We start from the raw sequence: 21,862 nt of genomic DNA on the forward strand, positions 1-21,862 counted from the left end.
TGGGCAGCTCCTCTCCCCGCGGGGGAGACGGTACGCCCACCGCGTCGCCTCGCTCCGCTACGTCGCCAGCGGCGATCACACCATCGTGTCCCCGGGCGGCAACCCGAACTCGTTGTTCCCGAAGATCACATACGCCCGCTCGGGATCGTTGGCCGCGTGCACCCGGCCCGCGTGCGCATCCCGCCAGAAACGCTGGACCGGAGCATCATTGGCCAGCGCGGTGGCACCGGATGCCTCGAACAACCGGTCGATGGACGCGATCGACCGGCCGGTCGCGCGCACCTGGTCGCGGCGGGCACGGGCACGCAACTCGAACGGGACCTCCTTGCCGGCGGCCAGCAACGCGTATTCGTCCCCGACATTGCCCATCAGCTGACGCCACGCCGCATCGATGTCACTGGCGGCCTCGGCGATACGCACCTTGGCGAACGGGTCGTCCTTGGCCTTTTCCCCGGCGTAGGCGGCGCGTACCCGCTTGCCCTGGTGCTCGACGTGGGCATCGTAGGCGCCGTAGGCCATTCCCACGATCGGCGCCGAGATGGTGGTGGGATGCATTGTGCCCCAAGGCATTTTGTACACCGGGGCGGTGTTCGTCCGGTAGCCGCCGGCGGTGCCGTCGTTCATCGCCTTGTAGGACAGGAACCGGTGGGTGGGGACGAAGACGTCCTTGACCACCACCGTGTTACTACCGGTGCCCTTCAGCCCAACAACATGCCAGACGTCGTCGATGCGGTACTCGGTGCGCGGGATCAGGAAGCTGCCGAAGTCCACCGGCCGACCGTCCTTGATGACGGGTCCACCCAGAAAAGCCCAGGTGGCGTGGTCGCATCCCGACGACCAGTTCCACGACCCGCTGACCAGGTACCCGCCGTCGACCACGACCCCGGCGCCCATCGGTGCATACGACGACGACACCCGCGTACCCGCGGAATCCCCCCAGACCTCTTCCTGCGCCTGCTGGTCGAACAGCGACAGGTGCCAGTTGTGCACGCCAAGGATCGAACTCACCCATCCCGTCGAACCACAGGCGCTCGCCAACCGGCGCACCGCCTCGAAGAAGATCGTCGGGTCGCACTGCAGGCCACCCCACTGCTCGGGCTGCAACAGGGTGAAGAATCCCACCGATTCGAGATCGGCAACCGTCGCCTCGGGGAGCCGGCGCAAGTCCTCGGTCTCCTGCGCGCGCTCGCGAATCCGCGGCAGCAGATCGTCGATGGCAGCCAACACCTGCTGCGTGTCGCGCTGTTGAATGGACGTCACTTGGGTTTGCCTCCTGGCCGAGCGGGCTGGCGATCCTCGGGATCTCGTTGAGAAGAAGACTAGAACACGTTCCGATTTGTGTCGAGTAGGGCGTTCCTGCGGCTGGTAGCGCTTGGTATCGGGCTTTCTATAACATGTTCTAATCGCGATGGAGGGAAGGGTAGGCATTGACGGCGGCGGATCTGGACCAAGCACCCGACGAGCCCCTGGGCGAGCATGTCCTGGAGCTGCAGATTGCCCAGGTCATCGCGGACACCGACGATGCCCGGTCGCTGGTCTTCGAGGTTCCCGACGCCCCCGGCGACCCCGTTATCCCGGCTGAGCGGCTGCGCTATGCGCCCGGGCAGTTCCTCACACTGCGGGTGCCCAGTGAGCGCACCGGTTCGGTGGCCCGCTGCTACTCGCTGTGCAGTTCGCCGTTCACCGACGACGCAATGGCGGTCACGGTCAAGCGGACCGCGGACGGCTACGCCTCCAATTGGCTGTGCGACAACGCCCACAAGGGCATGCGTATTCACCTGCTCGCCCCGTCGGGCACCTTCGTGCCCAAGACCCTCGATGACGACTTCCTGCTGCTGGCTGCCGGAAGTGGCATCACTCCGATCATCTCAATCTGCAAATCTGCCCTGTCCGAGGGCGGCGGCCAGGTGACGCTGGTCTACGCCAACCGCGACGAGAACTCGGTGATCTTCCGCGACCGGCTGCGCGAACTCGCAGCCGAGTACCCCGCCCGCCTCACCGTGCTGCACTGGCTGGAATCGCTGCAGGGACTGCCCACCGTTGCTGCTCTCGCTCGTCTGGCCGCCCCCTTCACCGGCCGGCCCACGTTCATCTGCGGACCCGGCCCGTTCATGGAAGCGGCCAAGGGTGCGCTGGAATCACTACACGTTCCGGCCCGGCAGGTGCACATCGAGGTGTTCAAATCGCTGGCGTCCGATCCGTTCGCCGCGGTCAAGATCGACGAGGGGGCCGACGAGGGGGCCGGAGCCCAGCCGCCGGCCACCGCGGTCGTGGAGCTGGACGGCCAAACGCACACCGTGTCCTGGCCGCGCAGCACCAAGCTGCTCGATGTGCTGCTGGCCGCGGGCCTGGATGCCCCCTTCTCCTGCCGGGAGGGGCACTGCGGTGCATGCGCCTGCACATTGCGCAGCGGCGACGTCACCATGGAGGTCAACGACGTCCTGGAGCAGCAGGACCTCGACGAAGGATTGATTTTGGCCTGTCAATCTCACCCGGAATCTGATTCGGTAGAAGTTACCTACGACGACTAGTCGCGGGGCCGGGCTTTGCAGCCGGGAAACAACTGTTTCGAAGGGGAGCGGGATGAAGCGGACGACACCGGTTCTCGCCCTGGCCGGACTCATGCTTGCGCTACTGCCCGCGCCGGCGGCAGTCGCCGCCAGCAACACCGCCACCAGCTTATTCCCGGTCGGCGACGGCACCCAGATCGAGACACACTCGTTCGTCGACTGCCATGGCAACGGCAGCTGCGACTTCATTACCGGGGCCAACCTGGTAACCCCCGATGGCCCGGCGGGGTTCCCGCCGGGTTTGTGGGCCCGCCAAGCCACCGAGATCCGCTCCAACAGCCGGGTCGCCTACCTGGACGCCCACGCCACCAGCCAGTTCGAGCGGGTGATGAAAACCGGCGGGGGTGACACCATCACCACGATGCATTTCGGTGCAGGCCCACCGGAGATGTACCAGACCACCGGAGTCATCGACTCGGTGAGCCTGCATACCGGCCAGCCGATGACCAACGTGACGGTGTACGTGTGCACCCATATGCAGGTCGTCTATCCCGGAGTGGACCTCACCACCCCCAGTACCTGCGCACAGACCAACTTCTCCTAGGCCGCGAGCGTTACCTCACGACGATTTTCGGCGCAGCCTTTCGCAGCCACGTCACGCTCGCGAAGAATGGCTGCTAGCGGGGCAGGCCCAGCAACCGTTCCGCGGCAACGGTGAGCAGGATCTGCTCGGTTCCGCCGGCGATCGTCAGGCACCGGGTGTTGAGGAAGTCGTGCACCGCCCGGTTCTGCACCAGTCCACCGCCGGCGGAGACGTCCATCAGGTACTCGGCCAGGTCCTGCCGGTAGCGCACACCGATGAGCTTGCGCACGCTGGACTGCGCCCCGGGGTCCCGGCCGCCCACGGCCAGTTGGGCGATGCGCCGGTCGAGCAGCGCGCCGGATTGCGCCAGCAGGATCAACCTCGCCAACCTGTCCTGCTGACCCGCGTCGAGGTCGAGCTCGGCCAGCACCGCGAGCAACTCCTCCATCGGGTCGCCCAGCGCGGTCCCCGAGGCCATCGCGATCCGCTCGTTGGCCAGGGTGGTGCGGGCCAGCCGCCAACCGTCGTTGACCTTGCCGACGACCATCTCGTCGGGAACGAACACACCGTCCAGGAACACCTCGTTGAACAGCTCATCTCCGGTGATCTCGCGCAGCGGCCGGATCTCGATGCCCGGTGACTTCATATCGACCAGGAAGTAGGTGATGCCCTTGTGCTTGGGCGCCTGCGGGTCCGTACGGGCCAGGCACACTCCCCAGGCTGCCTTGTGCGCTGCCGACGTCCATACTTTCTGCCCGGTGAGCAACCACCCGCCACCGCGGTCTTCGGTGCGTACCGCCTTGGTGCGCAGCGACGCCAGATCCGAGCCCGCGCCCGGCTCGGAAAACAGCTGGCACCAGATGAACTCACCGCGCAGGGTGGCCGGCACGAAGCGCTCGACCTGTGCGGACGTGCCGTGTTCGAGGATCGTCGGGGCGGCCCACCAGCCGATGACCAGGTCCGGACGTTCGATGCCCGCCGCAGCCATCTCCTGGTCGATGAGCAACTGCTCGGCCGGGCCCGCACCGCGGCCGTACGGGACCGGCCAGTGCGGCGCCAGCAAACCGGCGTCGGCCAAAGCGGCCTGCCGTTGGCCGGCGGGCAATGCGGCGACTCGGGAAACGGCCACGGCAATCTCTGCGCGTTGATCCTCGACACCGGTGAGGTCGATCGAGAGTCGACGGCGCACCCCGTCGGTGGTCAGCGCGACGACCGTGCGCAGCCAACGCTCGGCGCCGCCGAGGAATCGGCCGATGCTGTGGGCTCGGCGCAGGTACAGGTGCGCGTCGTGTTCCCAGGTGCACCCGATGCCGCCGAGCACCTGAATGCAGTCCTTGACATTGGCCTTGGCGGCGGCGATGGTGAGGCTGGCCGCTACGGCTGCGGCGAGGGCGAACTGGCGATCATCGGGCTCCGATGCCGCCAGGGCCGCATCGGCGGCGGCCACCTCAGCCTGTTCGGCGCGGCAGAGCATCTCCGCGCACAGGTGCTTGACGGCCTGGAAGCTGCCGATCGGCTTGCCGAATTGTTCCCGCACCTTGGCGTAGGCGACCGCGGTTTCCAACGCCCACCTGGCGACACCGGCCGCCTCGGCCGCCAGTAGCGTCGCCGCCAGATCGCTCACCCGGCGGCCCGATTCCAACGGGGTGGCCCGCGCGGAGGCCAGCTCCACCCGGGCCAGCGGCCGGGAGAAATCAGCGGCTCGCAGCGGCTCCAGCGACACCCCCTCGGTAACTGTGTCGACCAGCAGCCACCTCCCGTCGGCCGGTACCAGCAGTACCCCGCCGGCAACGGCACCCAGCGCCCACTCGACGGTGCCGGACACCGCCTGTCCGTCGAATCGCAGGTCCGCGTCCAGCGCGAGCCCGCCGAGGCGGTCCCCCGATACCAGGGTCTCCAGTAACTCCGGATTCTCGACAACCAGGGCGGCCAGTGCGGTGGTCACCACCGGACCCGGAACCAGCGCCTTGGCCGCCTCCTCGACCATCGCGCTGAGGTCCGCTACGGTGCCGCCGGCTCCGCCGTGGTCCTCGGCGACCGCGACGCCGAACAGCCCGAGTCCGGCTAGGGCGCGGCACAACGGTCGCCAGGCGTCGGATTCGCCCTGCTCCACCGCACGGACGGCCGCGGTCGCGGCCTCCCCCGATGCCGCGGTCCGAGCCCAGTCGCGCACCACTTCGCGCGCCGCGAGCCGTTCGTCGGCCACCGTCGCTACCACCAGCACTCCTCACGGTCGATTCCCCGAAAAACCAGTCTGTCATGACCACTAGAACGTGTTCTAATAGTAGGTATGGGCAACCGTCAAGTCGGCGGCGCTCAGACCAGTTGGGAGGGTACGGCGCACCCGCGTTCAGTTGTCATATTCAAGGCAGGAGCGTGTATCGTTTGCCAACCCCTCGACCGCGATAGGAGCCGCCGCACGCATGTCCTCCGCGAACCCCTCCCCGGGCCGCACAGCGGGCGATCAGGCCGTTGAGATGGTGAACGTGGCAGTGCTCGCCGAGTCCGAATTGGGTTCGGAGGCGCAACGGGAACGGCGCAAGCGCATCCTGGACGCCACCATGGCCATCGCCTCCAAAGGCGGCTACGAGGCCGTGCAGATGCGGGCGGTCGCCGATCGTGCCAACGTGGCGGTCGGCACGCTGTACCGGTATTTCCCGTCCAAGGTGCATCTGCTGGTATCGGCGCTGGGCCGGGAGTTCAGCCGCATCGACGCCAAGACCGACCAATCCGCGATGGCCGGCGGCACCCCGTTCCAGCGGCTCAACTTCATGGTCAGAAAACTCAACCGGGCGATGCAGCGCAACCCGCTGCTCACCGAGGCGATGACGCGGGCCTACGTCTTCGCCGACGCGTCGGCCGCCAGCGAGGTCGACCAGGTCGAGAAACAGATCGACGCCATGTTCGCCCGTGCGATGAGTGACGGCGAGCCCACCGAGGACCAGTACCACATCGCCCGGGTCATCTCCGACGTGTGGCTGTCCAACCTGCTGGCCTGGCTCACCCGCCGGGCCTCGGCGACCGACGTGAGCAAACGGCTGGATCTGACGGTGCGCCTGCTGATCGGCGAACAGCAGAAGAACTAGGCTGGCGGGCCCGAGGTACATCCCCGGATCAACTCCGTATCCAGCAGTTCGACCGCCGGCAGTCCCGATCGCGGCGGCCGCAGCACCAATTCCCCGGCGCGGTGCCCTTTGCGCAGACTCGGCTGCAACACGGTCGTCAGGCCACGCCCGATTGCCTCGCCGACACCGTCGAATCCGGTTATCGTCATCCGGCCCGGCACCGAAATACCGGATGCACGCAGGTAATCCATCGCCGACAAGGCAAGGATGTCCGCCGTGCACATCAGCGCGGTTATCCGCGGATCGGCTTCCAGCGCGACCCTGGCCGCATCACCGCCCGAGGTCGATGCATGCTCGTAGCTCTCCACCACGGTCAGTGAATCCCGGTCGATGCCGGCGCCGGCCATCGCCTCCCAGACACCGATGATCCGTTCGCGCTGCACACCGAACAACGGCGACTCCAACCGAGGCCCGGCCACCAGGCCCAGGCGCCGATCCGATCCCAACGGCATGGTCAACAAGCCGATGGCGCGATGCCCCAGCCCGATCACATATTCCGCGAGCTCGCGCATCGCCGCTCGATCGTCGATACCCACATGGGAAACGCCCGGCAGGCCGACCGGCTGATCCACCACCACTACCGGCAATCGGCGTCGCAGTACCGCTTGCAGGTATGGATCATCGTCTCGGACCGAATAGACGACGAATCCGTCCACCCCGGCGCCCAACACCGCAGACGTGCCGTCCTCGACGCTGCGGCTCGGCCCGACAGCCACCAGCAACAGTCCCTGGCCCGATTCCTCGCAGGACTGCGCTACACCGGCAACGAAATCCCGGGCCGCCGGGTCGCTGAAGGAATAGGTCAGGGCTTCGGTGATCACCAAGCCCACTGCCCCAGCCTTGCGGGTACGCAGTGACCGGGCGACCGGGTCGGGCCCCGGATAGCCCATCCGCTGGGCCGTGGCGAGCACCCGCTCCCGCAGGTCGGCCGACAGCTGATCCGGCCGGTTGAAGGCGTTGGAAACGGTGGTGCGCGACACCTTGAGCTCGGCGGCCAACGACGCCAGAGTCGCCCGCCTGCGCGGTGTTGGACTCACGCTCGCTGACGCTACCGCCAATTCCCGCCGCGCGCTGCGGACCACCCCAATGCAGACGGCGAAGCCCTCGCCCGGACACCGGGCCTAGACTTGCCCGTGTGGCCCGCATCGACCTCAACGCCGACCTGGGCGAGGGGTTCGGTATCTGGGATCTCGGTGACGACGACGCCATGCTCGCGATCGTCAGCAGCGCCAACATCGCCTGCGGTTTCCACGCCGGAGATCCCACCCGGCTGTTCGAGGTCTGCCGTTGCGCCGCCGGCCGCGGTGTCCGGATCGGCGCTCAGGTGAGCTATCGGGATCTCGCCGGATTCGGTCGCCGCTTCGTCGATGTCGAGCCCGCGGACCTCCTTGCCGACGTGCTCTATCAGATCGGCGCCTTGCAGGGCTTGGCGCACGCGGCGGGAACTCGGGTTTCCTACGTCAAACCGCATGGCGCACTGTATAATTCGACCGTGACACATCGGGGGCAAGCGGCTGCTGTGGCTGAGGCGGTACGGCTGGCCGGCGGCTTTCCGGTTTTGGGCATGGCAGGTTCGGCACTGTTCGAAGAGGCTGCCGGTCGCGATCTCCCCACGGTCGCAGAAGGATTCGCCGATCGCGCCTACACCAGTGACGGCACACTGGTCTCCCGCCGCGAACCCGGTGCGGTACTGCGCGATCCTGCGGCAATCGCACAACGGGCTGCGGCCATGGTGAGCGCCGGCGAGGTAGTGGCAATCGACGGTACAACCATTCCACTTGCCGTGGAATCTATTTGCGTACACGGCGATTCTCCGGGGGCCGTGCAGATCGCCACGGCGGTACGCAGTCAGCTTCAGGCCACTGGAATCGAGATCGGCACATTCTGCCGATGAGGCTCAAACCAGGACGCCCGAGTCTCGACGGATACGCCGACCGGTTCGACGTCCCGCCTGCGACACCCGACTCACCGCTGTCGGTGACCTGGCTCGGGGTGGCGACCCTGCTGCTGGACGACGGATCATCGGCGTTGATGACCGACGGGTATTTCTCCCGGCCGGGGCTGGCCCGGGTGGCGGCCGGACGGGTGGCCCCGTCGCCGTCGCGGGTCGATGGCTGCCTGGCCCGCGCCAAGGTGTCACGGCTGGAAGCTGTGATCCCCGTGCACTGCCACATCGACCACGTGATGGATTCCGCCCTGGTCGTCGAGCGAACCGGCGCGCTTCTGGTCGGCGGCGAATCGGCGGCGAACGTCGGTCGCGGACACGGACTACCCGAAGATCGGATCATCGTCGCGGCATCCGGTACGCCGATTCGCCTCGGGGCCTACGAAGTAACGCTGGTCGAATCGCACCACTGTCCACCCGACCGCTACCCCGGTGTCATCAGCACACCGGTGGCGCCCCCGGTAAGGGCATCTGCCTACCGGTGCGGGGAAGCCTGGTCCGCGCTCATTCACCATCGACCCTCCGGCACAACGGTGCTGATCCAGGGCAGCGCCGGGTATGTCACCGGCGCGCTGGACGGCCACCGTGCCGAAACCGTTTACCTCAGCGTGGGCCAGCTCGGGCTGCAACCTCGCTCCTACATCGACGAATACTGGCGAGAAACCGTTCACGCGGTCGGTGCGCGCCGAGTCATCCTGATCCACTGGGACGATTTCTTCCGGCCGCTGTCAAAGCCTTTGCGGGCCCTACCCTATGCGGGTGACGACCTCGACGTTTCCATCCGCACACTCGATGAACTGGCCGCCCGCGATGGCATCCCGGTGCACATGCCCACCCTTTGGCAGCGCGAGGATCCCCGGGGGTGAGTGGCATAGCCCCGGTCGGCTGGGGACCGGCAATGACCGGCGGCTAACTCCTGCGCTGACGGGCTATTTCGGCCAGCACTACCCCCGCAGCCACCGCGGCGTTCAAGGATTCGGTCTGGCCCGCCATCGGGATCGACAACACCTGATCGCAGTTCTGCCGGACCAGGCGCGACAGGCCCTTACCCTCCGAACCGACCACCACCACCAGTGGATCACCACCGTCGACATCGTCGACAACCGTTTCGCCACCGGCGTCCAGCCCGACGATCCGCAACCCACGATCAGCCCAATCCTTCAATGTTCTGGTGAGATTCGTCGCACGTGCCACCGGAACTCGAGCCGCTGCCCCGGCGCTGGTGCGCCACGCCACAGCCGTCACCGAAGCGGATCGGCGCTGCGGGATCAGTACCCCGTGGCCACCGAAGGCCGCCACCGAGCGCACGATCGCACCGAGATTGCGCGGGTCGGTGATGTTGTCCAGGGCAACCAGCAGCGCCGGCGAGGAGTTCATGGCGGCGGTCACCAAATCGTCGGGGTGGGCGTAGTCGTACGGCGGCACCTGCAGCGCGATGCCCTGATGCAGATGATTGGCTGTCATCCGGTCCAGGTCGGCGCGCGGCACCTCCAGGATCGAGATGCCCGAATCGGCTGCGCGCGATACCGATTCGGTAAGCCGTTCATCGGCCTCGGTACCCAATGCGACATAGAGTGCGGTGGCCGGAACGCCGGCGCGCAGGCATTCCAGCACCGGGTTGCGGCCGAGCACGGTCTCGGCGTCGTCGGATTTGCGGCCAACGCGTTGGGGCTGAGACTTTGCCCGCTTGGCGGCTGGATGGTTGGGACGCATGCGCGCCGGAGGCGTCGGGCCACGCCCTTCCAGGCCGCGACGCCGCTGACCGCCCGAACCAACGGTCGGCCCCTTCTTGGTGCCTGCCTTGCGTATCGCCCCCCGGCGCTGCGAATTTCCGGCCATTTACTTTCCGCCACCACCCAGCGCCCACTGCGGGCCATCCGCGGTGTCGGTGACCTCCACACCGGCCTGTTTGAGCCGGTCGCGGATCTGGTCGGCCAGTTGCCAGTTGCGTTCTTCGCGAGCCTGCCGCCGATTCTCCAACTCGGCGCGCACCAGCACGTCGACGGCGGCCAGCGCAGCCACCGTCTCGTCCTTGGACTCCCAGCGCTCGTCCAGCGGGTCGCAGCCCAGAATGCCCATCATCGCCCTGATCGCGCCGGCACTGTTCATCGCCCCCTGGTGATCACCGGCGTCCAGTGCGCGGTTGCCCTCCGCGCGCGCCTGGTGGATCTCGGCCAGTGCCGCCGGGACCGCGAGGTCGTCGTCCAGCGCCGCGGCGAAGCGCGGGGTCCACTCGCCGGGACGGACAGCGCCCACCCGGCCCCGCACGCGATGCAGGAACTCCTCCACCCCGACGTAGGCTTTCACCGCGTCGTGCAGCGCCGCCTCGGTGAACTCCAGCATGGAGCGGTAGTGGGCGCTGCCCAGGTAGTAGCGCAGCTCGGCGGGCCGGAACCGCTGCAGCATCGCCGGGATGGCGACCACGTTTCCCAGTGACTTGCTCATCTTCTCCCCGCCCATCGTCACCCAGCCGTTGTGCAGCCAGTAGCCGGCGAAGCCATCCCCGGCGGCACGACTGTGAGCGATCTCGTTCTCATGATGGGGGAAGATCAAATCCATTCCACCGCAGTGGATGTCGAACTCTGGCCCCAAATAGGTTCGGGCCATCGCCGAGCATTCGATATGCCAGCCCGGCCGCCCGCGCCCCCACGGCGAGGGCCACGAGGGCTCCCCGGGCTTCTCGCCCTTCCACAGGGTGAAATCGCGCTGGTCGCGCTTGCCGGTCGCGGCGCCCTCGCCCTGATGGACGTCGTCGATCCGGTGCCCGGACAGCCGGCCGTAGTCCGGGTAGCTGAGCACGTCGAAATACACGTCACCCGCCGCGGCGTAGGCGTGACCGGTTTCGATCAGCTGCGCCATCAGGTCGATCATCTGGGTGATGTGCCCGGTGGCACGGGGCTCGGCCGACGGCGGCAGCACATCCAGCGCGTCATAGGCCGCGGTGAACGCGCGCTCATGGGTGGCGGCCCACTCCCACCACGGCCGGCCGGCGGTAGCCGCTTTGGTCAGGATTTTGTCGTCGATATCGGTCACGTTGCGAATGAAGGCGACGTCATAGCCGCACGCGGTCAGCCAACGCCGCAGGATGTCGAAGGCCACTCCGCTGCGTACGTGGCCGATGTGCGGGAGCCCCTGGGGGGTGGCACCGCACTGGTAGATGGAAACGTGCCCGGCGCGCAGCGGTGCGAAGTCACGCACGCCCCCCGTTGCTGTGTCGTGGAGCCGCAGGCGGGCACGTTCGGTCACGACGTGCCAGCTTACTGCCTGTGCCCGCTGCGGCTCGGCGTGAGCACCCCCGATAGCCCGGCGGCGGGGCTATCGCAACGGAATGACCATCACCGTCGCGATGGCGGCCAGTCCCTCGCCCCGGCCGGTGAGGCCGAGCCCGTCAGTCGTCGTGGCCGCTACCGACACCGGCGCATTGAGTAGCCGCGAGAGCACCGCTTGCGCCTCGTACCGGCGCCAACTGACTTTCGGCCGGTTGCCGATCACCTGTACGGCGGCATTGCCCACCCGAAAACCGGCCTCGGTGAGCAGCGACATCACATGGCGGAGCATGTCGGCACCGGCCGCACCCTTCCACCGCGGATCGTCGACGCCGAAGACACCGCCGACGTCCCCGAGCCCCGCGGCGGAGAGTAGGGCGTCACACAGCGCATGGACCCCGACATCACCATCGGAAAACCCGGCGCAACCGTCGGCACTGGGAAACAACAGACCGACCAGCCAGCACGGTCGCCCCACTTCGATCGGGTGCACGTCCACGCCCAGACCGACCCGAGGGAACTGCATCATCGCCCCACCACCGCCTTTGCCAGCAGCAAATCCAGACCGGTGGTGATCTTGAACGCCAGCGGATCGCCGGCCACCACGTGGACGGGGCCACCGATCCGTTCCACCAGCGATGCGTCGTCGGTGAAGTCCGCGGCATCGATCCGCTCACCGTAGGCACGCATCAGCAGATCGGTGGCGAATCCCTGCGGCGTCTGCACGGCCCGAAGACCCGCCCGGTCCGGCGTGCCCAGCACCATGCCGTCGGCATCCACGGCCTTGACGGTATCGGTCAGCGGAAGACCCGGTACCACCGCGCTATGGCCGGACCGCAAGCCCTCCACCACCCGGACGATCAACGACGGCGGCGTCAGTGCGCGGGCGGCATCGTGCACCAGTACGAAGTCAGGCCGGTGGTCCGAGGCACTGTCGGGCAGTGCCGCCAATGCACGGCTCACCGATTCGGCCCGGCTCGACCCACCCGCCACGACAACCGCCCGGCGGCCCAGAATCAGCTTGGCCTCGTCGGTGCGGTCGGGCGGCACCGCGACGACGACGGTGTCCACCACACCGGATTCCCGCAAACACGCGACCGCTCGCTCGACCAGCGATCGCCCGTCGAGCTGAAAAAATGCTTTGGCCACCCCAGCCGCAAGCCGTGTGCCGGACCCCGCGGCCGGCACAACTGCTACGACACCGCCGATCCCGGCGTTCACCCAGAGTCTCGGGTTATTCAGGAGGCGGCAGCCAGAACCTCATCGAGGATGGTCTCCGCTTTGGCGTCGTCGGTGCTCTCGGCCAGGGCCAGCTCACCGACCAAAATCTGGCGTGCCTTCGCCAGCATCCGCTTCTCACCCGCCGACAGGCCGCGCTCCCGGTCGCGGCGCCACAGGTCACGTACAACCTCCGCCACCTTGTTCACGTCGCCGGAGGCCAGCTTTTCGAGGTTGGCCTTGTACCGGCGGGACCAGTTGGTCGGCTCCTCGGTGTGCGGCGCACGCAAAACCTGGAAGACCTTGTCGAGGCCTTCTTGGCCGACGACGTCGCGGACGCCGACGTACTCGGCGTTGTCGGCGGGCACTCGAACCGTCAGGTCACCCTGCGCGACTTTCAAGACGAGATACTCTTTCGGCTCCCCTTTAATGGTTCGAGTTTCGATCGCGTCTACCAACGCAGCACCGTGGTGTGGATAGACAACGGTGTCGCCGACCTTGAAGATCATCTGATTCGAGCCCCTTTCGTCGGTTAAGTCTAACATGCGGACTTGTAGCGTCCAGATCAACGGTGCAGGTCAGGGGCACGTCGCGGGAATATTGGGGCTTGACAGAAGGTCTCGGACGTGCACGGCAACCCGCTTCGGCGGCATGCTCGTCACCTGCGACAGCGGCTCCGATCCACGCGTAAAGGGTAACTACCGGGCCGCACCGGACTTCAGGCGGGCAGTGTGCGCACGGGTGCGGACGGGGGTGCAGAAGGCGAACGCGTCGCAAATGTTCGATACCGGATACACCGCCACTACCGCCGACGGGACGGGGCTACTACTGTGCATAGTTGGTATGGCATCGAAAAAAGCTCCGTGCAGCCGATCAACCGCGTCTGGCCCACCCCGACGCGCGGTGTCGCACCGAGGCCGAGCAGGAGGCACTGAGTGAACCGCTTGAACACCCGCCCGGCCCAGCTGGCCGCATTGTTGACGACTGCCACTCTGGCAGTAGCAGCACTCAGCGGCTGCGGTACCGGTCAGATTTCCCAGACCGCGAATCAGATGCCCGCCGTCAACGGCAGTGCGACCACGATCAACGGCGTACTACTGCGTGACATCCGGATCCAGGCCGACCAGACCGGTGATTTCCTGGAACCCGGCGAGCAGGTCGACCTGGTACTGGTCGCAGTGAACAACGCCCCTGATTCCATCGACACGCTGACCGGTATCACCACCGACATCGGCACCGTGACGTTGTCCGGGGACGCCGAGTTGCCGGCCCGCGGGATGCTGATCGTCGGGACGCCGGACGGACAGGCGGTGGCTCCGGGGCCGGGGCAGTCCAAGGGGGCGGCCAAGGCGACCGTCAGCCTGACCAAACCGATCTCCAACGGCCTCACCTACCCGTTCACCTTCACGTTCGAGAAGGCCGGCGAGGGCAGGGTCGAGGTGCCGATCTCGGCGGGTCTGGTTCAACCGCGGACCCCGGGATCCAACCACTCCTGACCGCTGTCCGGCCCGTCCTGTCGCACGTCCTGCCGCGCAGCCGGCCCGCCCGGTCCGACTTGTCACACCCTGCCGATACGGTCGCGGCGTGGCCAACACACGATCGCAATTCCGGTGCTCGAAATGTCGGTATATCACCGCCAAATGGCTCGGGCGCTGCCCTGACTGCGGAAGCTGGGGCACGGTCGAGGAGGTGACCGTCCTCGCCGCGGTCGGCAACGGCCGGCACTCCGCACCGGCGGGTAGCGGTGCGGTGCCGATCAGCTCCGTGGCACCCACCGCCAGCAGACACAGGTCCACCGGGGTCGATGAACTCGACCGGGTCCTGGGAGGCGGTGTCGTTCCGGGTTCGGTGACACTGCTGGCCGGCGACCCCGGTATAGGAAAGTCCACGCTGCTCCTCGAAGTCGCGCATCACTGGGCCAAGCGACAACGGCGTGCGTTGTACGTCTCCGGAGAGGAATCCCCGGGGCAGGTACGGTTGCGAGCCGACCGGATCGGCTGCGGCGGCGATGAGCTATACCTGGCCGCCGAGTCCGACGTGCACACGGTGCTCGGCCACATCGAGACGGTGGGACCGGAGTTGGTGATCATCGACTCCGTCCAGACGATGTCCGCCGGCAAGACGGAGGGGGTCGCCGGCGGAGTCACCCAGGTGCGCGCGGTCACGGCCGCGTTGACGGCGGCGGCCAAGGCAACCGGGGTCGCGATGATCCTCGTCGGGCACGTAACCAAAGACGGTGCCATAGCCGGACCTCGATCCCTGGAACATCTCGTCGACACCGTTTTGCATTTCGAAGGTGACCGAAGCGGTGCGTTGCGGACGGTCCGCGGAGTCAAGAACAGATTCGGCACTGCTGATGAAATTGGTTGTTTTCTATTGCGCGACAACGGAATAGAAGGTGTCTCCGATCCTTCGCAGCTGTTTCTGGATCAGCGGTCGGCACCGGTTCCCGGGACTGCGATCACCGTCGCCCTCGATGGCAAGCGGCCACTGGTCGGGGAAGTCCAGGCTTTGCTGGCAAAATCGATCGGCGGCTCGCCGCGGCGGGCGGTCAGCGGCATCGACAATTCGCGAGCGGCGATGATAGCCGCGGTTCTAGAGAAGCACGCGCGGCTCAAACTCGGTGCCGTCGAGATCTACCTGTCCACGGTGGGCGGCATGAGGCTGACGGATCCGTCCTCGGATCTCGCGGTCGCGATCGCATTGTCCTCGGCCTACACCAACCAGCCGCTGCCCGCCACCGCGGTGATGATCGGCGAGGTCGGGCTGGCCGGTGACCTAAGGCAGGTCCACGGCATGCAGCGCCGGCTGGCCGAGGCCGCTCGACAGGGATTCACCATCGCACTGATCCCACCGGGCGCGGAGACCCCTTCGGGCATGCGTGCCTTGACGGCGGCCACCATCGGCGAGGCGCTGCGGCACCTGTCCGACATCGCGGACCAGCGCATCCCCTCCCCGGTGAAGTCCCATCGGGCGGATAGACCCCACCAGGGTCCCGCCGGGCTACGCGCCATAGGAGAATGCACTCTGTGACCCGTCAGACCCTCCGTGCCGCCGTCGCCCGCCTGGCGCCCGGCACCGGGCTGCGCGACGGCCTGGAACGTATTCTGCGCGGCCGCACCGGCGCCCTGATCGTCCTCGGTCACGACGAACACGTCGAGGCCATCTGCGACGGCGGCTTCCCGCTCGACGTCCCGTACGCGCCGACGCGGCTGCGCGAGCTGTGCAAGATGGACGGTGCGGTAGTGCTGTCCACCGACGGCACCCGCATCGTCCGAGCCAACGTGCAACTCGTCCCGAATCCCTCGATCCCCACCGACGAGTCGGGCACCCGGCACCGGTCGGCGGAACGGGCGGCGATCCAGACCGGAAGCCCGGTGATCTCGGTCAGCCACTCGATGAACATCGTGACCGTCTACGTCGGTGGCGAACGGCACGTGCTGACCGACTCCGCGACCATTCTGTCCCGGGCGAATCAGGCGATAGCAACACTGGAGCGCTACAAGGCCAGGCTCGACGAGGTCACCCGGCAGCTGGCACGGGGCGAGATCGAGGACTTCGTCACGCTGCGTGACATGCTCGCGGTGGTGCAGCGCCTTCAGCTGGTGCGACGCATCGGGAGGACGATCGACGACGACGCGGTGGAGCTGGGTACCGATGGGCGTCAGCTACGGCTCCAGCTGGAGGAGCTGATGGGCGGTAACGACATCGCCCGGGAGTTGATCGTGCGCGACTATCACGCAGATCCAGCCCCGCTGGCACAAGCGCAGATCGTGGCCACACTGGATCAGCTGGACGCCCTGTCCGACACCGAGTTGCTGGATTTCACCGCCCTCGCCGAAGTGTTCGGGTATCCCTCGACGGCCGAGGCGCAGGACTCGGCACTCAGCCCCCGCGGATACCGCGCGATGGCCGGTATTCCCCGCCTGCAGTTCGCCCAGGTCGACGCCCTGGTCCGGTCATTCGCAACGTTGCAGGGGCTGCTGGCGGCCAGCGCCAACGACCTGCAGTCGGTGGAGGGAATCGGCACCATGTGGGCCCGGCATGTACGTGAGGGCCTGGCTCAGCTTGCCGAGTCGACGATTGCCGATCCCTAATTCGTCGGCACTCTTGCCGATTGACGGTTTAGCCGGTAGTCGCTAGTCGAGGTTTGGGCCTGCCGGCTTCTCGGGGGGGCTGGTGGTGGTGTCCCTGGCTGGGGGCTGGGGCCGGGTTGCCGGGGGCAGAGCGCTGGGCCCCGCGGGGCACCGGCAGTAGAGGCGCGGCGACGCAGGTGGCGGGCGCGGCGGCTTGAACCGCCGGTATCAGCCGCCCTGCTGGACCTCGGATCCCTCGTCCATCGACTGATCAGGGCCTGGCGCGAGCGGCGGGCCCGGTGGCGGCGCCGGCTGATTCAGCACGAACGGAATCGGCAGCGAGCGAAGATTGCCAAGCTGTACGACCAGGTTGTAGGTGCCGGGCCCGATGGCCGGCCGGGGCAGCGGACATTGCGGTGCCGATCCCATCCCGGTCCAGGTCACCGCGGTGGTCACCTGTTCGCCCGGAGCGAATTCCTTGACCAGGGTCTCATCGGAGGGTGCGCAGTCCAGGTTGGACCACAGCCGCTTGTTGTCCAGCGAGTAGACATAGGCCGCCAGCACTGCCGCACCGACGTCGCGTTTGCAGGACACCAATCCGATATTGGTGACAACCATGGTGAATTTCGGCTGGTCGCCGATAAAGAACTGCGGCTGGTCGGTCAACCCCTTGACGGCCAGCGTGGAGTCGGGGCAGTCGTCACCTTCTTCGAGCACCGGCGGTGGTTTCACCGCCGCGGTCGGTGTGGGCTGGCCCAGGTTCGGGTTCCCCGACGCACCGCCGACACTCTCAGACGGCTGCTGTCCGACCGGTTGCTTCGCTTGCGGCGCCTGCGGCGCGTCCGGGCCCGCATGACCTTGAGCCGCAGCCGGCTGGCCGGCAGGCTTCGCCCCGGCACTGCTGCTGACGAATGCGATGATGGTTGCGACGGCGATCCCGATGACGACTACCGCGATGCCTACGGCCAGCCCCCTGCGCCGCCAGTAGATTTCGGTAGGTAGCGGTCCCCGCGGTTCCAGATCCAGCACAATGTCACCGTAGGGCCAGGTCAGGCTTACGCGTTCGACCCTGCCCGGCGTGTCGTCCGGTTGGCTATCGGACGAACGTGTTAGAGGGCTGCGCCAGAGGGGCCCTCACCCACGTCACCGATGTGATCGCGCAGCACAACCCGGCCGTGATCGAGCTGATACGTAGTGCCGACGATCGCCAACGAGCCCGCAGCCACCTGTTCCGCGATGATCATGGACCGGTCCATCAGTTGCGCGACCGTTTCGTGGATATGCCGCTCCTCGAACTCGTCGACCCGCTCGAGTCCGTCACGCTTTCCCAGCAGGATCGACGGTGTCACTCGCTCCACTATGTCCCGAACATATCCGCCCGGTAGCTCACCGCCGTCGATCGCCGCCAACGCGGCCCCGACCGCGCCGCAGCTGTCATGGCCCAGAACGACGACCAGGGGCACTTCGAGCACCGCCACCGCGTACTCCAGCGACCCCAGGACCGCCGCGTCGATCACATGGCCCGCGGTGCGGACGACGAACATGTCGCCGAGCCCCTGGTCGAAGATGATCTCCGCGGCCACTCGAGAGTCCGAGCACCCGAAAATGACCGCATGCGGTGTCTGCCCGGACGCCAGCCGGTTGCGACACGCGACGCTCTGGCTGGGATGCAGAGCCTCACCGGCAACGAATCGTTCGTTACCCTCCTTGAGTGCTTTCCAGGCGGCTATCGGGTTGCTGTTCGGCATGGCTCCCATTGTGCCGGAAATATCCGTGACTCCGGCTGTACACATATCAGGTACAAATCTTCTCACCTGGTACAGCGAGTTCCGGCGCGATCTGCCGTGGCGCCGGCCCGGCGTCAGCGCCTGGCAAATCCTGGTCAGCGAAATCATGTTGCAGCAGACGCCGGTGTCGCGGGTACTGCCCATCTGGACCGATTGGGTATGGAGGTGGCCGACACCGTCGGCGACCGCCGCCGCGACCACCGCCGAACTGCTGCGCGCCTGGGGCAAGTTGGGCTATCCGAGGCGGGCAAAACGCCTGCACGAATGCGCGGCGATACTCGCGCGCGACCACGCTGGCGAGGTACCCGACGATGTCGAGACACTACTGACCCTGCCCGGCGTCGGCAGCTACACCGCGCGAGCGGTGGCCTGCTTCGCCTACCGGCAACGGGTTCCGGTGGTGGACACCAACGTTCGGCGTGTAGTGGCCCGCGTCATCCACGGACGCGCCGATGCCGGCGCACCGTCTGTGGGCCGTGACAATTCCGAGACGGCAGCACTGCTGCCCGACGACGGCACAGCGCCGGAGTTTTCCGCCGCCTTGATGGAACTGGGCGCCACGGTGTGCACTGCCCGCGCACCGAAATGCGACTTGTGCCCACTCATTCCATGCGCGTGGCGCGACGCGGGATATCCTGCCGACCGCGGCCCCCGCCGCCGAGCCCAAAAGTACGTCGGAACCGACCGTCAAGCCCGTGGAAAATTACTGGACGTATTGCGGGACAACGTTTTTCCGGTCAGTCGTACCGATCTGGATGTCGCCTGGCTGACCGATCCGACGCAGCGCGACCGGGCGCTGCGATCCCTGCTGGCCGACGGCCTGGTGGCCCGGACCGCCGACGGGCGGTTCGCACTTCCGGGCGAACGCTAGCCTCACACACCGAGAAACGACTCGACGGCCGCGCGATAGGCCTCGGGCGCCTCGTCGTGGATCAGGTGACCAGCGGGAATCTTCAAATACGTTGCAGCGGCTCCGATCTGCGCCATCTTCCGCATCTGTCCAGGGGGGGTGACGGACGTTCCCGCCTCGATGAGCAGCGATGGTGCACGCACGGCCAGCCATTGCCGCCAGTAGTCCCGGGTACCCCACTCCGCGGCGATCTCGATCCACTTGGCAGTGTGGCCGTGCAGCCGCCACCCTGCGCCGGTGCGATCGAACGCCTCCAGGAAATAGCGGCCGGCAACCGGGCCGAATTCCGCGCAGACCTTTTCGGCGGACTCGAATTCGACCGGAAGCGCGTGCAACCACGGCTCCCAGGCCCCGGCGGTCCGGCCGCGAAAGTCCGGTGCCATGTCCTCGATCACCAGGGCGGTGACCAGCTCGGGATGCTGTGCCGCCAGGCACCAGGAGTGCAGTGCGCCCATCGAGTGCCCGATCAGCCTGACCGTGGTTCCCAGGGCCGACACCACCTCGCCAAGGTCGGCAACGAATCGCTCGGTGCTCACCGGATGGGGATCGTTGACGTCCCGGCCCCGGTGCCAGGGAGCGTCGTAGGTATAGACGGCCCCGAGGTCGCTCAGCCAGGGAAGCTGCCGCGACCACGTGGTACCCCGGCCCATCAGACCGTGTACCAGGACAATCGGCTCGCCCTGCCCTCCGCGACGGGTCAATGGATCGGTGGGCATGCCGGGCACGGTAACCTAACGAAATGCCAGTAGTGAAGATCAATGCAATTTCGGTGCCGGCGGATGCCGGCCCGGAACTGGAAAAGCGTTTCGCCCACCGCGCACACGCAGTGGACAACTCCCCGGGCTTTCTGGGTTTCCAGTTGCTGCGTCCGGTAAAAGGTGAAGACCGCTACTTCGTGGTGACACACTGGGAGTCCGATGAAGCATTCCAGGCCTGGGCCAACGGCCCGGCGAGAGAGGCGCACGCCGGGGAAAGGGCCAAACCCGTGGCCAGTGGCGCCGCCCTCCTGGAATTCGAAGTTGTGCTCGACGCCCCGGCAAAACGTCCCGCCCAGTAGCCGCGTCGCGGGCCGGTGGCGGCACGTCACAGCACTGATGGCTGCCGCCGCGCTGGCGCTTGTACCGGCATCCGGCTGCTCGTCGCCACCCACCCCGTCGGCATACGCGGCCAACTCCGAGCACCGGGTCAACACCACGACCCCGCCGGGCCTGCGTGCCCGTCAAACCCTGGACATGCTCAACTCCGATTGGCCGATCGGCCCCGTCGGGGTGGCCACCCTGGCGGCGCCGCACCGGGTCGACGACGTCGAATCGACGATGGAGGCCCTCTGGTGGGACCGCCCGTTCGACCTTCACGGCGTCGACATCGGTGCCAGTACGGCAACCCTGCACCTGGTCTCCTCCTACGGTGCCCGCCAGGACATCCGCCTGCACACCGATGACGCGGGACTGGTCGACAGATTCGTACTCGAAACTCAGCCGCCACCGCGGATTTCCACCTGGCAGGACTTCGACGCCGTGCTGAGCGAGACCGGTGCGCGCTACTCCTATCAGGTGGCCAGGATCGACAACGGCCACTGCACGCCGGTGGCGGGCACCAACACCGGCGAGTCCCTGCCGTTGGCGTCGATTTTCAAACTTTTCGTGCTCCACGCGCTGGCCGGCGCAATCAAAAGCGGCACCGTCTCCTGGGACGATCAGCTGACGGTCACAGCCAAAAGCAAGGCCGTCGGCTCGTCAGGCCTGGAATTGGTTCCCGGCGACCACGTCTCGGTGCGCACCGCTGCCGAGAAGATGATCGCGACCAGCGACAACATGGCCACCGACCTGCTGATCGGCAGGATGGGCACCCATGCCATCGAGCGGGCCCTGGTCAGCGCCGGGCACCACGATCCGGGCAGTATGACGCCCTTCCCCACCATGTACCAGGTGTTCTCGGTCGGCTGGGGTAAACCCGATCTTCGTGAGCAGTGGAAGGACGCCTCGCCACAGGAGCGCGCCGCGCTGCTCGCGCGGGCGGATTCCGCGCCCTACCAACCCGACCCGCTGCGCGCCCACACCCCCGCGTCCAACTTCGGCGCCGAATGGTACGGCAATGCCGGGGACATCTGCCGGGTCCACGTCGCGCTGCAGGCCGATGCCTCCGGGCCGGCCACACCCGTGCGAGCGATCCTGTCGGCCGTCCCCGGTATCGAGCTGGACCGCAACGTCTGGCCGTACATCGGCGCGAAGGCCGGTGGCTTACCGGGAGACCTGACCTTCAGTTGGTACGCCGTCGACAAGACCGGGCAACCATGGGTTGTCAGCTTTCAACTGACCTGGCCTCGCGACCACGGGCCCAAGGTGACCGGTTGGATGCTGCAGGTGGCCAAACAGGCATTCGCACTGGTTGCCCCGAAGTAGCGGCTTCACCACCCGTTCGGCCGGCCTGCCTCCGGCCCGT

23 protein-coding genes are annotated in these 21,862 nt (G+C 67.2%); 11 read left to right on the top strand and 12 right to left on the bottom strand.

Going from position 1 to position 21,862, the window contains the following annotated elements:
* Positions 1-75: 75 nt before the first annotated feature.
* On the bottom strand, positions 76-1,260 hold the full coding sequence (gene hsaA, locus ACK5M9_RS07350) for a 3-hydroxy-9,10-secoandrosta-1,3,5(10)-triene-9,17-dione monooxygenase oxygenase subunit (RefSeq protein ID WP_416892518.1): 1,185 nt from the start codon (positions 1,258-1,260) through the stop codon (positions 76-78).
* Positions 1,261-1,427: 167 nt separating this feature from the next.
* Between hsaA and ACK5M9_RS07355 the strand changes: the two genes are divergently transcribed.
* Both ACK5M9_RS07355 and ACK5M9_RS07360 read left to right on the top strand, forming a co-directional pair.
* Complete coding sequence (locus tag ACK5M9_RS07355; RefSeq protein WP_416892519.1) at positions 1,428-2,531, top strand: 2Fe-2S iron-sulfur cluster-binding protein; 1,104 nt, start codon at positions 1,428-1,430, stop codon at positions 2,529-2,531.
* 52 nt (positions 2,532-2,583) lie between these two features.
* Complete coding sequence (locus ACK5M9_RS07360) at positions 2,584-3,114, top strand: hypothetical protein (protein WP_416892520.1); 531 nt, start codon at positions 2,584-2,586, stop codon at positions 3,112-3,114.
* A 73-nt stretch (positions 3,115-3,187) separates the two neighbouring features.
* Here ACK5M9_RS07360 and ACK5M9_RS07365 read toward each other — a convergent pair whose 3' ends face one another.
* Positions 3,188-5,311: an acyl-CoA dehydrogenase family protein gene (locus tag ACK5M9_RS07365; RefSeq protein WP_416892521.1), complete on the bottom strand. Its 2,124-nt coding sequence runs from the start codon at positions 5,309-5,311 to the stop codon at positions 3,188-3,190.
* 268 nt (positions 5,312-5,579) lie between these two features.
* On the opposite strand from ACK5M9_RS07365, the gene kstR reads away from it, so the two are divergent.
* Positions 5,580-6,179: a cholesterol catabolism transcriptional regulator KstR gene (kstR, locus tag ACK5M9_RS07370; protein WP_416892549.1), complete on the top strand. Its 600-nt coding sequence runs from the start codon at positions 5,580-5,582 to the stop codon at positions 6,177-6,179.
* Here kstR and ACK5M9_RS07375 read toward each other — a convergent pair.
* A complete protein-coding gene (locus ACK5M9_RS07375) occupies positions 6,176-7,255 on the bottom strand; it encodes a LacI family DNA-binding transcriptional regulator (protein WP_416892522.1) in 1,080 nt (359 codons plus the stop codon). The genes kstR and ACK5M9_RS07375 overlap by 4 nt on opposite strands.
* A 98-nt stretch (positions 7,256-7,353) precedes the next feature.
* Between ACK5M9_RS07375 and ACK5M9_RS07380 the strand changes: the two genes are divergently transcribed.
* Complete coding sequence (locus ACK5M9_RS07380) at positions 7,354-8,112, top strand: LamB/YcsF family protein (RefSeq protein ID WP_416892523.1); 759 nt, start codon at positions 7,354-7,356, stop codon at positions 8,110-8,112.
* Complete coding sequence (locus ACK5M9_RS07385) at positions 8,109-9,029, top strand: MBL fold metallo-hydrolase (RefSeq protein ID WP_416892524.1); 921 nt, start codon at positions 8,109-8,111, stop codon at positions 9,027-9,029. The genes ACK5M9_RS07380 and ACK5M9_RS07385 overlap by 4 nt, the downstream gene beginning before the upstream one ends.
* Before the next feature lie 43 nt (positions 9,030-9,072).
* Here the strand turns inward: ACK5M9_RS07385 and rlmB are convergent, their stop codons facing one another.
* The 6 genes from rlmB to ACK5M9_RS07415 form a co-directional block, all read right to left on the bottom strand.
* On the bottom strand, positions 9,073-10,002 hold the full coding sequence (gene rlmB / locus ACK5M9_RS07390) for a 23S rRNA (guanosine(2251)-2'-O)-methyltransferase RlmB (RefSeq protein ID WP_416892525.1): 930 nt from the start codon (positions 10,000-10,002) through the stop codon (positions 9,073-9,075).
* The gene (gene cysS, locus ACK5M9_RS07395) at positions 10,003-11,409 is read right to left on the bottom strand and encodes a cysteine--tRNA ligase (protein WP_416892526.1); all 1,407 of its coding nucleotides are present in this window, start codon (positions 11,407-11,409) and stop codon (positions 10,003-10,005) included.
* Between the two features lie 69 nt (positions 11,410-11,478).
* Complete coding sequence (ispF, locus tag ACK5M9_RS07400; RefSeq protein WP_416892527.1) at positions 11,479-11,958, bottom strand: 2-C-methyl-D-erythritol 2,4-cyclodiphosphate synthase; 480 nt, start codon at positions 11,956-11,958, stop codon at positions 11,479-11,481.
* Positions 11,955-12,650 carry a 2-C-methyl-D-erythritol 4-phosphate cytidylyltransferase gene (gene ispD, locus ACK5M9_RS07405; protein ID WP_416892528.1) on the bottom strand — a complete coding sequence of 232 codons (696 nt, stop codon included), beginning with the start codon at positions 12,648-12,650 and terminating at the stop codon, positions 11,955-11,957. Before ispD ends, ispF begins: the two co-directional genes overlap by 4 nt.
* 17 nt (positions 12,651-12,667) lie before the next feature.
* Complete coding sequence (gene carD / locus ACK5M9_RS07410; protein ID WP_416892529.1) at positions 12,668-13,156, bottom strand: RNA polymerase-binding transcription factor CarD; 489 nt, start codon at positions 13,154-13,156, stop codon at positions 12,668-12,670.
* A 189-nt stretch (positions 13,157-13,345) separates the two neighbouring features.
* Positions 13,346-13,483, bottom strand: a complete 138-nt coding sequence (locus ACK5M9_RS07415; RefSeq protein WP_416892530.1) for a hypothetical protein — start codon at positions 13,481-13,483, stop codon at positions 13,346-13,348.
* Between the two features lie 99 nt (positions 13,484-13,582).
* Between ACK5M9_RS07415 and ACK5M9_RS07420 the strand changes: the two genes are divergently transcribed.
* From ACK5M9_RS07420 to disA, 3 genes are all read left to right on the top strand, one after another.
* On the top strand, positions 13,583-14,143 hold the full coding sequence (locus tag ACK5M9_RS07420; RefSeq protein WP_416892531.1) for a hypothetical protein: 561 nt from the start codon (positions 13,583-13,585) through the stop codon (positions 14,141-14,143).
* 88 nt (positions 14,144-14,231) lie between these two features.
* On the top strand, positions 14,232-15,680 hold the full coding sequence (radA, locus tag ACK5M9_RS07425) for a DNA repair protein RadA (protein ID WP_416892532.1): 1,449 nt from the start codon (positions 14,232-14,234) through the stop codon (positions 15,678-15,680).
* Positions 15,668-16,744: a DNA integrity scanning diadenylate cyclase DisA gene (disA, locus tag ACK5M9_RS07430; protein ID WP_416892533.1), complete on the top strand. Its 1,077-nt coding sequence runs from the start codon at positions 15,668-15,670 to the stop codon at positions 16,742-16,744. Before radA ends, disA begins: the two co-directional genes overlap by 13 nt.
* A 207-nt stretch (positions 16,745-16,951) precedes the next feature.
* On the opposite strand, the gene ACK5M9_RS07435 is transcribed toward disA, so the two are convergent.
* Entirely contained in the window at positions 16,952-17,752 is an 801-nt protein-coding gene (locus ACK5M9_RS07435; RefSeq protein WP_416892534.1) for a hypothetical protein, read from the bottom strand.
* 80 nt (positions 17,753-17,832) lie between these two features.
* A complete protein-coding gene (locus tag ACK5M9_RS07440) occupies positions 17,833-18,471 on the bottom strand; it encodes a carbonic anhydrase (protein WP_416892535.1) in 639 nt (212 codons plus the stop codon).
* Here ACK5M9_RS07440 and ACK5M9_RS07445 point away from each other — a divergent pair.
* A complete protein-coding gene (locus tag ACK5M9_RS07445) occupies positions 18,470-19,381 on the top strand; it encodes an A/G-specific adenine glycosylase (RefSeq protein ID WP_416892536.1) in 912 nt (303 codons plus the stop codon). The genes ACK5M9_RS07440 and ACK5M9_RS07445 overlap by 2 nt on opposite strands.
* A 2-nt stretch (positions 19,382-19,383) precedes the next feature.
* Here ACK5M9_RS07445 and ACK5M9_RS07450 read toward each other — a convergent pair whose 3' ends face one another.
* On the bottom strand, positions 19,384-20,145 hold the full coding sequence (locus ACK5M9_RS07450) for an alpha/beta fold hydrolase (protein ID WP_416892537.1): 762 nt from the start codon (positions 20,143-20,145) through the stop codon (positions 19,384-19,386).
* Between the two features lie 14 nt (positions 20,146-20,159).
* On the opposite strand from ACK5M9_RS07450, the gene mhuD reads away from it, so the two are divergent.
* A complete protein-coding gene (gene mhuD / locus ACK5M9_RS07455) occupies positions 20,160-20,477 on the top strand; it encodes a mycobilin-forming heme oxygenase MhuD (protein ID WP_416892538.1) in 318 nt (105 codons plus the stop codon).
* A 37-nt stretch (positions 20,478-20,514) separates the two neighbouring features.
* Positions 20,515-21,822, top strand: a complete 1,308-nt coding sequence (locus ACK5M9_RS07460) for a serine hydrolase (RefSeq protein ID WP_416892539.1) — start codon at positions 20,515-20,517, stop codon at positions 21,820-21,822.
* Positions 21,823-21,862 lie beyond the last annotated feature (40 nt).

Source organism: Mycobacterium sp. (assembly GCF_047975165.1).
GTDB lineage: Bacteria > Actinomycetota > Actinomycetes > Mycobacteriales > Mycobacteriaceae > Mycobacterium.

What these genes read in the sequence shown, in the direction of transcription:
- ACK5M9_RS07360 (WP_416892520.1), top strand. Translation starts at nt 2,584, where the DNA reads ATGAAGCGGACGACACCGGTTCTCGCCCTGGCCGGACTCATGCTTGCG.
- ACK5M9_RS07385 (WP_416892524.1), top strand. Translation starts at nt 8,109, where the DNA reads ATGAGGCTCAAACCAGGACGCCCGAGTCTCGACGGATACGCCGACCGG.
- rlmB (WP_416892525.1), bottom strand. Translation starts at nt 10,002, where the DNA reads ATGGCCGGAAATTCGCAGCGCCGGGGGGCGATACGCAAGGCAGGCACC.
- ispF (WP_416892527.1), bottom strand. Translation starts at nt 11,958, where the DNA reads ATGATGCAGTTCCCTCGGGTCGGTCTGGGCGTGGACGTGCACCCGATC.
- carD (WP_416892529.1), bottom strand. Translation starts at nt 13,156, where the DNA reads ATGATCTTCAAGGTCGGCGACACCGTTGTCTATCCACACCACGGTGCT.
- ACK5M9_RS07415 (WP_416892530.1), bottom strand. Translation starts at nt 13,483, where the DNA reads ATGCACAGTAGTAGCCCCGTCCCGTCGGCGGTAGTGGCGGTGTATCCG.
- disA (WP_416892533.1), top strand. Translation starts at nt 15,668, where the DNA reads ATGCACTCTGTGACCCGTCAGACCCTCCGTGCCGCCGTCGCCCGCCTG.
- ACK5M9_RS07445 (WP_416892536.1), top strand. Translation starts at nt 18,470, where the DNA reads ATGGCTCCCATTGTGCCGGAAATATCCGTGACTCCGGCTGTACACATA.
- ACK5M9_RS07440 (WP_416892535.1), bottom strand. Translation starts at nt 18,471, where the DNA reads ATGCCGAACAGCAACCCGATAGCCGCCTGGAAAGCACTCAAGGAGGGT.
- mhuD (WP_416892538.1), top strand. Translation starts at nt 20,160, where the DNA reads ATGCCAGTAGTGAAGATCAATGCAATTTCGGTGCCGGCGGATGCCGGC.
- ACK5M9_RS07460 (WP_416892539.1), top strand. Translation starts at nt 20,515, where the DNA reads ATGGCTGCCGCCGCGCTGGCGCTTGTACCGGCATCCGGCTGCTCGTCG.